Origin of the sequence: Amycolatopsis sp. NPDC051102 (assembly GCF_040682815.1) — a bacterium.
Classification (GTDB): domain Bacteria; phylum Actinomycetota; class Actinomycetes; order Mycobacteriales; family Pseudonocardiaceae; genus Amycolatopsis.
Map to the genome: position 1 here is coordinate 38821 of NZ_JBFBBT010000025.1, position 14566 is coordinate 53386.

19 protein-coding genes are annotated in these 14566 nt (G+C 72.3%); 6 read left to right on the forward strand and 13 right to left on the reverse strand.

The annotated features are described in order from the left end of the window. Positions 1 to 7: 7 nt before the first annotated feature. Complete coding sequence (locus AB0M93_RS41260) at positions 8 to 799, reverse strand: 2-keto-4-pentenoate hydratase (RefSeq protein ID WP_364284957.1); 792 nt, start codon at positions 797 to 799, stop codon at positions 8 to 10. A 139-nt stretch (positions 800 to 938) separates the two neighbouring features. On the opposite strand from AB0M93_RS41260, the gene AB0M93_RS41265 reads away from it, so the two are divergent. From AB0M93_RS41265 to AB0M93_RS41275, 3 genes are read left to right on the forward strand one after another with little or no spacing between them, the layout of a single operon-like run. Continuing rightward, positions 939 to 1442, forward strand: a complete 504-nt coding sequence (locus tag AB0M93_RS41265; RefSeq protein ID WP_364284959.1) for a VOC family protein — start codon at positions 939 to 941, stop codon at positions 1440 to 1442. A gap of 56 nt (positions 1443 to 1498) precedes the next feature. Beyond that, entirely contained in the window at positions 1499 to 2071 is a 573-nt protein-coding gene (locus AB0M93_RS41270) for a hypothetical protein (protein WP_364284961.1), read from the forward strand. A gap of 23 nt (positions 2072 to 2094) precedes the next feature. Next, a complete protein-coding gene (locus AB0M93_RS41275; RefSeq protein ID WP_364284963.1) occupies positions 2095 to 2496 on the forward strand; it encodes a CoA-binding protein in 402 nt (133 codons plus the stop codon). On the opposite strand, the gene AB0M93_RS41280 is transcribed toward AB0M93_RS41275, so the two are convergent. The 12 genes from AB0M93_RS41280 to AB0M93_RS41335 all read right to left on the reverse strand — a co-directional run bounded on the left by AB0M93_RS41280 (position 2493) and on the right by AB0M93_RS41335 (position 10996). After that, positions 2493 to 3020, reverse strand: a complete 528-nt coding sequence (locus AB0M93_RS41280) for an NHL repeat-containing protein (RefSeq protein WP_364284965.1) — start codon at positions 3018 to 3020, stop codon at positions 2493 to 2495. The two genes, AB0M93_RS41275 and AB0M93_RS41280, sit on opposite strands and share 4 nt — an antisense overlap. Before the next feature lie 74 nt (positions 3021 to 3094). Beyond that, on the reverse strand, positions 3095 to 3655 hold the full coding sequence (locus AB0M93_RS41285) for a GvpL/GvpF family gas vesicle protein (protein WP_364284967.1): 561 nt from the start codon (positions 3653 to 3655) through the stop codon (positions 3095 to 3097). Then, entirely contained in the window at positions 3652 to 3969 is a 318-nt protein-coding gene (gene gvpJ / locus AB0M93_RS41290; RefSeq protein WP_364284969.1) for a gas vesicle protein GvpJ, read from the reverse strand. The genes AB0M93_RS41285 and gvpJ (AB0M93_RS41290) overlap by 4 nt, the downstream gene beginning before the upstream one ends. Then, complete coding sequence (locus AB0M93_RS41295) at positions 3966 to 4199, reverse strand: gas vesicle protein K (protein ID WP_364284971.1); 234 nt, start codon at positions 4197 to 4199, stop codon at positions 3966 to 3968. Before AB0M93_RS41295 ends, gvpJ (AB0M93_RS41290) begins: the two co-directional genes overlap by 4 nt. Next, positions 4196 to 5155 carry a gas vesicle protein GvpJ gene (gvpJ, locus tag AB0M93_RS41300; protein WP_364284973.1) on the reverse strand — a complete coding sequence of 320 codons (960 nt, stop codon included), beginning with the start codon at positions 5153 to 5155 and terminating at the stop codon, positions 4196 to 4198. Before gvpJ (AB0M93_RS41300) ends, AB0M93_RS41295 begins: the two co-directional genes overlap by 4 nt. Beyond that, complete coding sequence (locus AB0M93_RS41305) at positions 5152 to 5436, reverse strand: gas vesicle protein (protein WP_364284975.1); 285 nt, start codon at positions 5434 to 5436, stop codon at positions 5152 to 5154. Before AB0M93_RS41305 ends, gvpJ (AB0M93_RS41300) begins: the two co-directional genes overlap by 4 nt. 17 nt (positions 5437 to 5453) lie before the next feature. Beyond that, a complete protein-coding gene (gene gvpO, locus AB0M93_RS41310) occupies positions 5454 to 5783 on the reverse strand; it encodes a gas vesicle protein GvpO (protein ID WP_364284977.1) in 330 nt (109 codons plus the stop codon). 185 nt (positions 5784 to 5968) lie between these two features. After that, positions 5969 to 6649 carry a response regulator transcription factor gene (locus tag AB0M93_RS41315; protein ID WP_093953491.1) on the reverse strand — a complete coding sequence of 227 codons (681 nt, stop codon included), beginning with the start codon at positions 6647 to 6649 and terminating at the stop codon, positions 5969 to 5971. Beyond that, positions 6649 to 8037 (reverse strand): ATP-binding protein, encoded by a 1389-nt coding sequence (locus tag AB0M93_RS41320; protein ID WP_364284979.1) that lies wholly within the window; start codon positions 8035 to 8037, stop codon positions 6649 to 6651. Before AB0M93_RS41320 ends, AB0M93_RS41315 begins: the two co-directional genes overlap by 1 nt. Before the next feature lie 70 nt (positions 8038 to 8107). Continuing rightward, on the reverse strand, positions 8108 to 8830 hold the full coding sequence (locus tag AB0M93_RS41325; RefSeq protein ID WP_364284981.1) for a glutamine amidotransferase: 723 nt from the start codon (positions 8828 to 8830) through the stop codon (positions 8108 to 8110). Beyond that, a complete protein-coding gene (locus AB0M93_RS41330; RefSeq protein ID WP_364285136.1) occupies positions 8823 to 10016 on the reverse strand; it encodes a MurT ligase domain-containing protein in 1194 nt (397 codons plus the stop codon). Before AB0M93_RS41330 ends, AB0M93_RS41325 begins: the two co-directional genes overlap by 8 nt. 92 nt (positions 10017 to 10108) lie before the next feature. Beyond that, the gene (locus AB0M93_RS41335; RefSeq protein WP_364284983.1) at positions 10109 to 10996 is read right to left on the reverse strand and encodes an NADP-dependent oxidoreductase; all 888 of its coding nucleotides are present in this window, start codon (positions 10994 to 10996) and stop codon (positions 10109 to 10111) included. A gap of 78 nt (positions 10997 to 11074) precedes the next feature. On the opposite strand from AB0M93_RS41335, the gene AB0M93_RS41340 reads away from it, so the two are divergent. From AB0M93_RS41340 to AB0M93_RS41350, 3 genes are all read left to right on the forward strand, one after another. Then, complete coding sequence (locus tag AB0M93_RS41340; RefSeq protein WP_364284985.1) at positions 11075 to 11638, forward strand: helix-turn-helix domain-containing protein; 564 nt, start codon at positions 11075 to 11077, stop codon at positions 11636 to 11638. A 427-nt stretch (positions 11639 to 12065) separates the two neighbouring features. Beyond that, positions 12066 to 12848: an IclR family transcriptional regulator gene (locus AB0M93_RS41345; RefSeq protein ID WP_004562351.1), complete on the forward strand. Its 783-nt coding sequence runs from the start codon at positions 12066 to 12068 to the stop codon at positions 12846 to 12848. A 27-nt stretch (positions 12849 to 12875) separates the two neighbouring features. Then, positions 12876 to 14564: a lactate permease LctP family transporter gene (locus AB0M93_RS41350; protein ID WP_364284987.1), complete on the forward strand. Its 1689-nt coding sequence runs from the start codon at positions 12876 to 12878 to the stop codon at positions 14562 to 14564. Positions 14565 to 14566 lie beyond the last annotated feature (2 nt).

Here is a 14566-nt window from a genome sequence, read left to right on the forward strand (position 1 = left end):
CGCACGTTCACGATTCCTCCGAATACACCGCGGTGACACTGCCGATGCCGGCGATCGTGGCGACGATCGTGTCGCCCGGGGACACCGGGATAGCCCGGGTCATCGAGCCCGGCAGCACGACGTGGCCCGGCTCCAGGGTGACGCCCAGCGGCCCCACCGTGTTCGCCAGCCACACCAGCGAGTTCAACGGCGAGCCCAGCACCGCGCCGCCCGCGCCCGTCGCCGCCACCGAACCGTTCTGGTACAGCACGCAGCCCGCCAGCCGGAGATCCACCGAACCCAAGGCCGTCGGGCTGCCGCCCAGCACCACCCCACCCGACGACGCGTTGTCCGCGATCGTGTCGAACAGGGAGATCTTCCAGTCCTGGATGCGGGAGTCGACGATCTCCAGCGACGGCAGCACGAAGTCGACCGCCCGCACCGCGTCGGCGACCGTCACGCCGGGGCCGCGCAGGGCCGAGCCGAGCACGAAGGCGATCTCCGGCTCGATCCGCGGCTGCAGGAACGCCGCCGTCGGGATCGGCTGGTGCTCCAGGTGGAACATGCTGCCGGTGAGATGCCCGTAATCGGGCTGGTCGACGCCCATCTGCCGCTGCATCGCCGCCGACGCGAGGCCGACCTTGTGCCCGCGGACGGCGCCGCCGCCCTCGACCCACTGCCGCACCTGCTCCTGCTGGATCCGGTAGGCGTCTTCGACGCCCGCGTCCGGATACGTCTTGATCAGCGGCTCGACCGGTTCGCGCGTGGCATAAGCCCGCGCCAGCACGGCGGCGGCCTCCTGCACCTTGCTGACATCCACCACCGGAACTCTGCCGTGCGTGCCCGGCGCACACAAGCGACGACGTTCCACCCAGCGGAACTCTCGCCAGTCAATCTCTTGCGCGCGAGATAAATCGGGCGTAGCGTGAACAGCACCACCAGGAAGGGACGTGAGGGACATGGCACCAACCCAGGCCGAGGTCGCCAAGCTCGCCGAGGTCCGCGACGCGCTGCGCGAGCGCCACCTGCGCCCGGCCGCCGAACGGCCGGCGACGAACGGCCGCGGCATCCACCACACCGCGCTGATCTCCAGCGACGTCGAGCGGACCATCGAGTTCTACCAGGACATCCTCGGCTTCCCGCTCACCGAACTGATCGAGAACCGCGACTACCCCGGCTCCAGCCACTTCTTCTTCGACGTCGGCAACGGAAACGCGGTCGCCTTCTTCGACCTGCCCGGCCTGGACCTCGGCCCGTACGCGGAAGTCCTCGGTGGACTGCACCACCTGGCCCTCTCCGTCACGCCCGAACGGTGGAGCGCGATCAAGGACAAGCTCGACGAGGCCGGGGTGAAGTACCTGCTGGAGAGCAAGACGTCCATCTACCTGTCCGATCCGGACGGTGCCCGCGTCGAGCTGATCTCCGACCCGCTCGGCGAGATGTACGGCGAGAAGATCGGCTGAAAGCGTGGTCCGGGCCTCGCGCGCCAACTAGCCTGTGCGCGACGTCTGGAGGTGCGATGTCCGATTGGTCGCTCTCGCGCGCGAAGGCGCGGCTCGATCACCGCGAGGTGCTCGACGAGCTCACCGCACGTACCCGGTTCGAGGTGCGGCTGCACCTGAACGAACCGGCGACGAACGGCGCCTACGACGAGCTCACGAGCATCTTCGCCATCGGGCACGGCGAGTGCGCCGCCCTCCTCCGGCACCACCGCCTGCTGCCGTGGTGGGAACGCACGCTGCTGTTCCGGTACGCGCGACGCATGCACGGCAAGGCGATCACGCGCAGTGTCGGCGTCGTGCCGGCCGAAATCGCCCCGCAGGCCGCCCGCGCGTTCGGTGCCGAGATCGCCGAACTCGCCCCCGGCTCCGGGGACACCGGCGCGAAGTACGACCTGCAGGGCCGCGGCCTGCTGACCGTGTTCCGGATCGCGATCGGCGCCAAGGGCGCCATCTGGCCCGACCGCCACGAGGTCGCGACGACGTCCGCCCGCAACATCCTGACCTGCGCCGCGACCTTCGCCCGCCGGAAGCCGTGGCACGTCCTGTGGCCGGTCTACCGCGTGCGCGGCCTGCGGCTCTGGAAGCTTTGACACCCGTCGTGCGTTCCACCGGTATGAACGCAGAGGAAATCCTCGCCGGCGCGAAGACCATCGCCGTCGTCGGCCTGAGCCGCGATCCGGCCAAGGCCGCGCACGGCGTCCCGGCGGTCCTGCAGGCGCACGGCTTCCGGATCATCCCGGTGCACCCGAGCGCGACCGAGCTGCTCGGCGAGAAGGTGTACCGGTCGCTGAAGGACATTCCCGAGCCGGTGGACCTCGTCGACGTCTTCCGGCCGTCGCCCGAAGCGCCGGGCATCGCGCGGGACGCCGTCGAGATCGGCGCCAAGGCGCTGTGGCTGCAGCAGGGCATCGTGTCCGCCGAAGCGCGCCGCATCGCCGAAGAGGGCGGTCTCGCCTACGTCGAAAACCGGTGCACCGCCGTGGTCCGCGCGACGGCGGGTATTTCCCGGAACTAGCCGGCCGCTCCGAAGTGGACGATGCGGTGGTTGCCCGTCTCGGCGACCCAGACACCGCCCACGCCGTCGTCGGCCATGTCCCGCGGGGAGCCGATCGGCTCGACCGCGTCCGCAAGGGCCGCGCCCGTGCGGATGTCGAAGCGGGCCATCCGCCCGGTGTCGTCGACCAGCAGCTGCCCGGCGGCATCGAGCGCGACTCCGCGCGGCCGGACCAGGCCGCCGAACTCGCGCATGAACCCGCCCCACCACGAGAACTGCACGATCCGGCGGTTGCCGGTGTCGGCGACGTAGACGTTGCCCGCCGCGTCGACCGCGACCGCTTCGGGCGCCTTGAGCCGCCCGGCCAGGACGCGCACGAGCGCGCCGTCGCGGGTGAACGCCTGGACGCGGTCGTTTCCGGTGTCCGCCACCCACACGCGGCCGCGGGTGTCGACGGCGATCCCCGACGGCGCGCGGAACTGCCCCGGCCCGGCGCCGGGTCCGCCGAACGCCCGCGGGAGCGCGGCGACTTCACTGCTGGTCACGGCACCAGGATCACCGGCCGCGAGCCACGGTAGCCAGGGCCGGCCCGAGTGTTCAGCGACTGTTCCGCCCGCGCTCACCAGCTCCACCGGGAGCACGTCCGCCGGTCCAGGAAGCTGTACGCGGGCAGCGGCCCGAGCCAGTCGGCCTGGACGCCGTCGTCGCGGGCCAGCCCGGCGACCGTGTCCCGGACGACGAGCAGGTCGCCCAGCCCGACCAGGAACGCCCACCGCTCGTCGGCGCTCTCCCCCGCCGGCAGCGCCACGGAGTCGCGGGCCCGTTCGGCGACCTGCGCGAGCAGCACGTCCGAGCGGGCCGCCCGCCACGCCGACCCGGGTTCGGTGAACCGCAGGCAGACGTGCACCTCGGCCAGCCCGTCGAGCCGGTCGAGGTCGGCGCGGTAGGTGCCCGCGGCCGGGGCGAGCACCTCGGTGCGGACGCTGTCCTCGTCCTCGGCCACCGTGCCGAACCGGACCGGCAGCACCGGGCCGCCCTCGACGAGCGCGGACACCACCGCCAGGTGCGCCGCCGGGTCGGGCTCGGGCTCGCCGACGACCATCGCGAGGTCCTCCCAGCACACCGTCCGCGGCGCCCGCGGGTGCCCGGCCCGTACGACGCCGTAGAGCTGCAGCGTCACGGCTGGTCGACGGGGACGGCCGGCTCGACCGGCACGGCCACGGCGGGCGTCGGCGGCGGAGGCGGGATCAGCCCCGTCGTCTGGCCGAGCCCCTGGGAGATCTGCCCGGGCACGGTGGTGTTCTGGAGGCGTTGCATCGCTTCGAGGTACCGGATGTAGGTGTCGACGCTGGCGATGACGATCCGGGCCTCGATCGCCAGGAGCTCGATCCCGATCACCGACACCCGCACCGAGGCGTCGATCACGAGTCCCTTGTCGAGCAGGATGTCGAGCGTGTCGGCGAGGCCGCCGCCGGCCTGTCCCGGTCTGGTCACCTGGGTCCTTTCGTCGCGGGGATGTCGTCGAGCGCGGCGCGGATCTCGGCGAACCGGAGCTCCAGCGCGATGAGGGCCTGGCCGAGCGCTTCGACCTGGTCCGGGGTGAGGGTGCCGGCGTCGAGCCGCCGCAGCGCCTGGCGCTCCAGCACCTCCTTGAGGATGTCGAGCACGGTGACGACCAGGTGGCCGAGCCCGCGGCCGGCGTCGGCGGCGATCCGTTCGGTCATCCGGGCGTTCCTTCGATCCCGAGGAGCAGCAACCGCAGGTCGAGCCGCACGAGGTCGATGCCGGCGAGCGAGATGACGACGTCGCCGGTGACGACGGCACCGCGGTGTACGACCCGGTCGAGCAGGTCGACGACGGCTTCGGCGGCGTTGGTGCCGGTCGGCGTGAAGACCTCGGCGAGCAGGTCGTCACTCAGCCCCGGCACGCCGGTCACCGCCTGGGTGTCAGGCATCGGCGGCCGCGCCGAGCTCGACGTCCGTGAACGAATACGGCGGCCACGGGCCCGAGGTCTCCACCGTGGCCCCGCCGCGCGCAGTTCGCGGGCGAACCACTCCACCTCGGCGTGGAACTCCGCCTCGCGGCTCGTCTCCACCAGGTACGCCGTGTTCACCAGCACGCCGTGGGGCCGCGCGCGCCCCACGGTGTCCGCCGCCTGACGGCGCAGCGCCTCTTCGAGCCGGTTCGCCGCGCCGATCACGTCCTCGCGGGCTCGCTGGATCGCCTTCAGCCGTTCGCGGCGCCTGACCAGGTACTGCGTGCCCGTCAGGCCCGCCGCGTCCGGGCGGGTGGTCGCGGCCGGCTCGGCGTGCCGGATCCGGATGCCCCACTCGCGGTGCCCGGCCACTTCGTCGAGGCAGTCGCGAGCCTGGTCGTATCCCGCGACAAGCAGCCGGCGGGCCGCGTCCTCGCCGTCGAGGACCGTGCCGAACCGCAGCGGCAGCACCGGTTCGCTGCGGAACACCGCCCGCACCACCGCGTCGTGCTCGCGGGCGAGTTCGGCGAGCGTGCCGTCGACCGGGTCCAGCGTGTCGATGCGGTCGAAGCGGGCCGGCGCCACTTCCGAGACCACCACGCCGAGGTCGCGGTAGCCGATGAGCCGCGGCGCCGGCTCGACGTCCCACGTGGACGGCCGGTTGCGGGTGATCGCGTACGCGCAGAGCCAGTTTCCGGTGGTCACCGGGGTTCGTCCCTCCCGCCCGGCACGGGCAGCCGGGCCTCCAATTCGGCGACGCGCGCCGCCAGTTCACCGCGGTGGGCATTCGGCGCGAAGAACGGGTCGTTCGTCCACCAGTCCATGCCCATTTCCCGGGCGGTCTGCGCGGACGCGATGAACAGGCGGATCCGCAGGGTCAGCAATTCGACGTCGACCACGCTGACGCCGATGTCACCGGCTATCACCACACCCTTGTCAAGCACGCGTTCCAGAATGTCCGCCAATGAATCGGACGAAGCGGCCAATCGTGTCGACCTTCCTTTCAGGAATCGGTGGCGCCCCGCGTGAACCGCCGCAGGCGCTCGCACGCGGCGAGCTCGCCGCCGGTGTCGATGTCCACCCGGTAGGTGGCCATCACACTGGTGGAGTCCGGGATCCGGGCCAGCTCGACGACGTCGACGAGCACCGACCAGCCCCCGTCGCCGCGGCTGCGGATGCCGGTGACCGCGTGCGGGGTCTGACCCGTCACCACGCCGAACTGGGCCGTCGCCGCCTGGATGGCGTCGGCGGCGCGGAGCCGGGAAACGGATTTCCCGGCGGGTTCCGGCGCATTTTCGCCGAGGGCAGGGAAAAGTGGTGGCGATTCCGTCATCGCTTTCCTCATCGCGGGTGGGTTGCCCACCGTAGCAACCGGGCGGATCATGCGCACGGCGGTCGCGACACGGTATTTTTCACCGGTTCGCACGCACGATTGGGCAATCCGCGGCAACCCGGGGAGGCAAACGGCGCAATGCCGGAACGGCCAGCGGAACCAATTTCCGGTAAACGGCCGTCACGTCACGATCGAGTAACGTCCACCAGCCGGTAGCCCACCCCGCGGACCGTCTCGATGGTGTGGGTGCCGAAGGGCGCGTCGATCTTGCGCCGCAGGTACCCGATGTACACCTCGACGACGTTCTCGTCGCCGTCGTAGTGCGCGTCCCAGACGTGGCCGAGGATCTCGTTCTTCGACAACGCCGTCCCCGCGCGCCGCAGCAGGAACTCCAGCAACCCGAACTCCCGCGCGGTCAGCTCGATCCGCTTCTGTCCCCTGTGGACGGTCCGGGCGGACGGGTCGAGCCGCAGGTCGCCCGCCTCCAGCACGGCCGGACGCGCCGGCGCTCCGCGGCGCAGCAACGCCCGCAGGCGCGCGATCAGCACGACGAACGAGAACGGCTTGGAGAGGTAGTCGTCGGCGCCGAGGTCGAAGGCGTCGGCTTCGTCGTACTCGCCGTCCTTCGCCGTCAGCATCAGCACCGGCGTCCAGTTCTCCGCCGCCCGCAGGCGTTTGAGCACCTCGTAGCCCGACAGCTCGGGCAGCATGATGTCGAGCACGACGACGTCGTACGCGTGCTCGGTCGCCCGCCAGAGGCCCTCGCGGCCGGTGTGCGCGACGTCGGCGGTGAAGCCTTCGGCGACCAGCCCGCGCCGCAGCGTCTCCGCGAACTCGCGCTCGTCTTCCACGATCAGCAGGCGCACTACTCCTCCTTCGGCAGTTCGATCACCGGCAGCTCGATCACGAACCGCGCGCCCGGCTCCTCCGACGCGGCGTACCGCGCCCGGCCGCCGTGGCGCGCCGCGATACCGGCCACGATCGGCAGGCCCAGCCCGGTACCACCGTGCCCGCGCTGCCGCGACGCATCGAGCCGGACGAACCGTTCGAAGATCCGCTCGCGGTCGGCCGGCCCGACGCCGGGGCCGTCGTCGCTGACCTCGACGACGGCGAGATCGCCGCGCACCGCGCTGCTGACGCGGATGCGCGAGCGCGCGTGCCCGCGGGCGTTGTCGACCAGGTTGCGCACCGCCCGCCGCAGCTGGGCCTCGCTGCCGTGCACCTTCGCCGGGCCGGCGCGCACTTCGACGTCCACCGTGCTCTCGCCGCGGACGCGCTCGGCTTCGGCGCGGACGATGTCGTCGAGGTCGACCTCGGTGCGCTGCGGCCGGTCGGTCGCGTCGTCGGTGCGGGCCAGCATCAGCAGGTCGTCGACGAGCTCGCGCAGCCGCGCGGTCTCGCGGCCGATCACCGGCACCAGGTCCCCGGTGCTTTCCGGGTGCCGCCCGGAGACGTCGAGCGCGGTGCTGATCGTCGACAGCGGCGAGCGCAGCTCGTGGCTGGCGTCCGCGACGAACCGGCGTTGCGCGGCCTGCGCCGACGCCAGCCGCGCGAGCATCTCGTTGAGCGTCACGGCCAGGCGATGTACCTCGTCGCCGCCCGGCGGCAGCGGCACGCGCGCGGCGAGGTCGCGCGTCGAAATCTCCGCCACGGTCCGGCGCATCCGCTCGACCGGGCGCAGCGCCGAGCCGACCGCGCGGTACACCGCGAGCCCGGAGGTCGCCAGCAGCGGCACGGCGATCAGCCCGAGCAGCAACCCCAGCCGCGTCGACGCCTCCGTGACCGGTTCCAGGGAACGCGCGGAGATCACGGTGAACGGCCCGCCCGGCCCGTTCACCTCCTGCGACACCACGCGGTAGTCGTCGCTGTCGCCGTTGAGCCCCAGCGGGAGGGTTTCGATGGTCTCCTGCCCGACCGCCGGCCGGGCCGTGGTCAGCGGCGGGTGCCCGACGATCGCCGGGTCGCTCGCGATCGGCGTGCCCCGCGCGTCCAGCACCTGCGTGACGGCCTCGGTGTCGCCGGTGCTGGCGACGTCGCTGGCGCTCAGGTCGCGCGCGCCTTCGCGGACGAGCTGGATGGCGACCTGCCGCCCGGTGCTGCGGGCACTCTCGGTGACGCTGCGGTCGAGCGACTCCTCGAGCAGGAACACCACGACCACGCCCGCGGCGGCGATGGCCAGCGCGAGCGCGAACACCGCCACCGCGGTGGTGCGCATCCGGACGCCGGTCGCGGCGATCACCCTGCCGAGTTTCACCAACGCAGCGTAGCCACGAGCGAGCGTCTCGCCCCGCCCGACCAGCCGCGGCACGCTCGTCGCCACCGCGTCACGCGCCTCGGCGGCGCCGCGGGACGGCCAGCCGTTCGCCGCGCAGGCGCTCGACCTCGGGCAGGGGCAACGGGCCGAGCGGGTGCCCGATCGTCCAGGCCAGCAGCAGGTCGGCCAGCGCGGGGTTGCGGGCGAGCGCCGGGCCGTGCAGGTAGGTGCCGACGACCCGGTCGGTGACCGCGCCTTCGGTGCCGTCGCCGTTGCCGGTGCCGCGCACGACCCGCCCGAGCGGCTCGCTGCCGCTGCCGAGCTTGCTGACGCCCAGGTGGTTCTCGAACCCGGTCAGGGCCTCCCCGTCCAGCAGCGGTGACGGCGTCGCGACCAGCTCGGCGACCGCGCGCTGCGGGCCGGGTTCGGTGGTGACGTCGAGCAGGCCGAGGCCGTCGTGGTCGACGCCGTCGAGGCCGCGGAAGCGGGTGCCGAGCACCTGCAGGCCGGCGCACACGCCGAACACGACCGCGCCGGCCGCGACGGCCCGCCGCAGGCCGGGGTACTTGCGCAGGTGCGCGGCGGCCAGCGCCTGCGCGCCGTCCTCGCCGCCGCCGAGCAAGTAGAGGTCCAAAGTGGATGGCACCGGGTCACCGAGCCCGACCGGCACCACCTCGGCGTCGAGCCCGCGCCACTGCAGCCGCTTGCCGAGCACCTGCGCGTTGCCGGTGTCACCGTAGGTGCCCAGTACTTCGGGCAACAGCAGTCCGATGTGGACGATCGAGTCAGCCACCGGGCAACCTGCCGACCAGCTCGCGGAACGCGGTGTAGTTGGCGACGAGTTCGACGGCGCCGGGTGGCAGCGCGTCGATCGCGGTGACCGGGTCCGGCTCGGCCCAGTGCGCGACCTCGGCGTAGCAGAGCCGGACGGAGAGGTCGGCGCCGCGGTCGCCGGTCACCACGACCTGGCGCCCGCGGAGCCGTTCGAAGTGCACGTCCCACAGCCAGGACAGGTCGCGGCCGTCGGCCTCCTGGGCGTTGACGGCGACGACGACCGGGGTGTCCTCGTCCAGGACGCGTAGGGTTTCCACCCAGCCGGCCGGGTTCTTCGCCAGCATCAGCCGCACGGAGTGCCGCGACCGGCGGATCGTCCGGTAGCGGCCGCCGATGTCGGTGATGGTCCGCAGCCGCGCCGCGGCGGTGTGCGGCGGCACGCCGAGCCGGTGCGCCGCGGCCAGCGCGAGCGCGGCGTTCGCGCGGTTCACCTCGCCGGGCAGCCGCAGGTCGAGGTCGACCTCGCGGCCGCCGGGGGTGCGCACAAGATCTCCCGCCAGGGTCCAGCCGGGCTCCGGCCGGGCGAGCCCGCACTCGCAGCCCCAGTGCCGTTCGTGGGTTTCGACGCGGCCTTCGCAGCGCGGACACGCCGTCGAGTCGCCGGTCCAGCGGCGGCCGGTGCTCACCCACACGAGCTTCGCGGCCGCGCTCGCCGCGGACGTCACGAGGACGTCGTCGCAGTTCGCGACGACGACCGTGCCGGGCAGCTTCGCGATGGCGGCTCGCAGGTCGCGTTCGGTGGCGCGGACCTCGCCGACCCGGTCGAGCTGGTCGCGGCTGAGGTTGAGCAGCACCAGCACGGCGGGCTGCACCTGGTCCGCCACCCAGGGCAGGTAGGTCTCGTCGACTTCGAGCACGGCGTACGGCGCGTCGGGCCGCGCGGTCAGGGCGGCGAGGATGCCGTCGGGCATGTTGGCGCCGTCGCTGTTGGCGGCGACCTCGGCCAGGGTTTCCAGCGCGCGGGTGAGCATCAGGGACGTCGTGGTCTTGCCGTTGGTACCGGTGACGAGCACGACGGTGCGTTCCCGGCCGAGGCGGCGCAGGGCCTGCGGATCGAGCGCCAAGGTGACGCGGCCACCGATCATGCCACCGCGGCCGAGCCCGGAGCTGCGCGACAGCCAGGCGGTCAGCCGCCCGGCGGCCACGGACGCGCGGGTACGGAGGGGACTTCGGAGGGACACCGGCTGGATGCTGCCTGCCGGGCGCTGTGATTTTCCTGAGTCCGTGACCGCGCTCTCTAGAAGGTCACGACGACCTTGCCGTGCACGTGCCGCCCGGCCTGCAGGGCGACGGCGTCCCGGATCCGTTCGACCGGGAAGACGGCGGCGACGGGCACGGTGAGCTCACCGGCGGCGATCGCGTCGGCGATCCTCGCCAGGGCGCCCGGCTCGGCGTCGATGCCACCGGTGGCCCGTACCCCGCCGGGCGGGGTGGGGCCGGCGGCAATCGTGGCGATCCGCTCCGGCGGGACGCCGAGTTCCAGCGCGGCCTCCGCCGTCTCCGTGCCGAACAGGTCGAGCGCCGCGGTGACGCCTCGGTGCCGGACCCGGTCGGCCAGGCCCGGCCCGTAGGTGACGGGCTCGGCGCCGAGCTCGCGCAGGAACGGGAAGGTGCCCTCGGCGGCGGTGCCGATGACGGTGGCACCGGCGAGCTTCGCGAGCTGGACGGCGAAAATGCCGACGCCGCCGGCCGCGCCGCCGATCAGGACGGTATCGCCCGCTCCCACGCCGGCCGCGGCCAGCGCGGCGGCCGCGGAGGAGCCGGCCACCGGGAGCGTGCTCGCGACTTCGTCGCTGACGCCGTCCGGGGTGGGGAAGACCTCGGACGCCTTGACGACCACGAAGTCGGCGACGGCCCGCCCGAGGGCGCCACCGTGGACGCGACCGCCGGCGCCCGGTCCTTCGTCGATGACGCCGGCGAAGTCGTACCCGAACCCGGACGGGAGGGTGATGCCGAAGCGTGCGGCAGCCTCGGGCCGGGCGGCGAGCGCCCAGTCCATCGGGTTCAGGCCGGCGGCCGTGACGCGCACGCGCACCTCGTCCGGGCCGGCGTGCGGCTCCGGGACGTCTCGCAGTTCGAGCACCTCGGGACCACCGAACTTCTCGTAGACGACGGCTCGGCTCATGGGAACCTCCTCAGTGATGGGACTTGGTCCCGTCACCGTACACCCGTTGACGGGACCAAGTGCCGTAGGCTGGATCTCATGGGCCGCTGGGAACCGAACGCCCCGGAGAGGCTGAGCCGGGCCGCCCTCGAGCTGTTCGCGGAGCGCGGGTACGAGAACACGACGGTGATCGACATCGCCCAGCGCGCAGGGCTGACGAAGAGCACGTTCTTCCGGCACTTCCAGGACAAGCGAGAGGTGCTCTTCGGTGGCAGCACGCTGGCCGGCGTGCTTTCCGATGCGGTGGCCGCCGCCCCGGAGGACGCCGCCCCGCTCGAGGCGGTGGGTTTCGCCATGGAGGCGGTGGGACGGGAGGCGTTCACGGCGGAGCGGCGGGAGTTCAGCGTGTTACGCCGATCGGTGATCGCGGCGCACCCGGAGTTGCGGGAGCGGGAGGCACTGAAGGGACTCGCGCTGACGGCGGCGATGAGCGACGCGCTCCGGGGGCGCGGGGTGCCGGAGCTGCAGGCACGGGTGGCAGCGGAACTGGGGGCGCTGGCGATGACGGTCGCCTACGAGCGGTGGAGTGGCGCGGAAGGCGGGGAGTTTGGGGAGGCGGCGCGGCGGGCGCTCGAAGAGGTTCGGGCGGCGGCTGCACTCTGAGCGGGTGCCGGCTCGGGCCCGGGGGCTCGCCGCGTGAGGCCGGGTGAGTGGTGGCCGAAGTGGTCCCATCCCGCGGGGGCGCCCTCCGGGTCCAGCGTATCGGCGCGGACCGACAACAACGGCGAAAGAACGCCGCCCCGAGCCGGTTTGTCCACATTGCCCACACCCTGCCGACAACCCCACCGACCCATTCACACACATGAACAAAACCCTCGTCGAACCCGTCGATCGCCGCCGCTCACAGCTGCGCAACCGCCATAGGTAGGAAACTTAACCATCGGATGTTGAACCAATTAGCATCCACAACTACCGGCATTGTTGCGAAAAAATACAAGATCTTCCGCAGATACATCGGAGGTGTTACCGTCCAACCCCAGCCAGCGGAAAGGCGTACCGCTGAGCGGGAAACTGTCCAACGGAGGGCAACGTGGGACCGGAGCGCGGGCTGGAACAAAGCGGGACTCTCGAACGCGGACTTGCCGTGCTGGAGCACGTCGGCCGGCACCAGGAGATTTCCACCAATGCGATCGCGCGGCAACTGGGGCTTTCCCGCAGTGCCGCCTACCGCATCGTCGGCACCCTGAAGAACCTCGAGTACCTCGAAGCCGACCAGGTCACCGGGCGGGTCCGGCTCGGGACGCGGCTCGTCGAGCTCGGGGCGCGGGCGATGGCCGCCACCGATCTGCACCGGTGTGCGCCGCGGTACCTCGCCTCGCTCGCCGAACGGTCCGGGGAGACCACCTACCTCGCCGTTCCGGACAACGACACCATGGTCTACGTCGCCACCGAACGCAGTGCCAGTGCCGTCACCCTCGCCTGCCGGCTGGGGACCCGGCGGCCGCAGCACGCCACCTCCCTCGGGAAGGCCTGGCTCGCCGCGCTGCCCGAGGCCGACCGGCTCGAACGCGTCCGCCGGATGAAGCTGGATCCGCTGACGCTCAAGACGATCAGCGATCCGCACCGGCTGCTCGACGAGCTCGCGAAGACCAGCCGGCGCGGGTGGGCGATCGACGAGGTCGAGAACGAGCCCGACGTCGGGTGCGTCGCGGCCGCCGTGCGGGACCACTCGGGGCGGCCGATCGCCGCCATCAGCATCGCCGGGCCCGCGCCGCGGGTGCTGCGCCGTCTCGACGAGCTCGGGGCCTCCGTGGCCGGGACCGCCGCCGCCCTTTCCCTCCGGCTCGGGTACGTCCGCGGCCGGCCGGCCTGATCACCGAAACCGGCGAAGGAGCCGATCGTGACGTGGATCCAGGACTACCAGCCGGCGGGCGGACTGTGGGTGTCCGCGCTGCTCGCCGCGCTGCCGATCATCGTGCTGCTGGTTTCGCTCGGCGTGATCCGCTTCTCCGCGCACCTCTCGGCGGCGCTCGCGCTGGTCACCGCGCTCGGCGTCGCCCTGCTGCTGTACCGGATGCCAGCCGCGCTGGCCTTCGGCTCCGCCGCGATGGGTGTCGTGTTCGGTGTGTGGTCGGTGGCGTGGATCGCCTTCCACGCCGTGTACTTCCACAACGTCACGGTCGCCACCGGCCGGTTCGACGCCATCAAGCGCGTACTCGCCGGGTTCAGCGAAGACCGGCGGCTGCAGGCACTGCTCATCGCGTTCGGCTTCGGGGCGCTGCTCGAAGGCGTCGCGGGCGGCGGGTCGCCGATCGCGATCACCGCGGCGATGATGGCCGCGCTCGGGTTCCCGCCGGTCAAGGCCGTGGTCCTGGCGCTGCTGGCGAACACCGCGCCGGTGGCGTTCGGCGGGCTGGGCAACCCGCTGATCGTGCTCGGCAGGCTGACCGCGCCGATCATGCACCTCAAGCAGGACCAGGCGACCGAGCTGTTCTCGGCCGCCGTCGGCCGGCAGGTCCCGGTGCTGGCGCTGATCATCCCGGCGTTCCTGGTCGTGGTGCTGGCCGGCTGGAAGCGCATGCTCGAAGTGTGGCCGGCCGTGCTGACCGCCGGGCTCGCCTTCGCGGCCATGCAGTTCGTCGTGTCGAACTACATCAGCGCCAGCCTCGTCGACGTCCTCGCCGCGCTCACCGCGATGGCCGCGCTGTGGATCCTGACCCGGTTCTGGCAGCCCGCGGCGGTGTGGCGCTTCGACGGCGAGGAAGCCGTCCCGGCCAAGAGCCTCGGCGCCGCCCAGGCCGAGCGCGGCGCGCTGTACGCGTGGATGCCCTACATCATCCTGATCCTGGCGATCTTCCTGTCCCGGATCGGCACGATCTTCAAGAACCTCCCCGCCTGGCTCGACCTGACCAAGCTGCTGCACAAGGCGGACTGGGTCTTCGCCTGGCCGGGCCTGCACAACCACGTCGTGCAGCACCCGCCGATCACCGCGAAGAACACGCCGTACGCGGCGACGCTGACCGTCGACTTCCTGTTCTCGCCGGGCACGGTCGCCCTGATCGCGGCGGTGATCGCCGGGTTCGCCATGGGCGCGCGGCCTGGCCTGCTGCTCAAGACCTACCGCAGCACGCTGTTCCAGATGCGCTGGGCGCTGGCGACGATCTTCATGATCCTGGCCATCGCGTTCGTGATGAACTACTCGGGCGCGACGCAGACGCTGGGCCTGGCCCTGGCGACCACCGGCGCGGTGTTCCCGCTGTTCTCGGCCTACATCGGCTGGCTGGGGGTGTTCCTGACCGGTTCGGACGCGTCGACGAACAGCCTGTTCGGCCCGATGCAGGTGATCTCGGCGCAGCAGCTGAACCTCAACCCGATCCTGGCCGGCGCGACGAACACCTCGGGCGGCGTGATGGGCAAGATGATCTCGCCGCAGAACCTGTCGATCGGCGCGACCGCGATCGGGCAGAGCGGCAAGGAGGGCTCGCTGCTGCGGCAGACGTTCCTGTGGTCGCTGCTGCTCACCGCGGTGGTCGGGGTGATCTCCCTGCTCCAGGCGACGATCCTGACGGCGATGGTCCCGTCGCCCTAGGC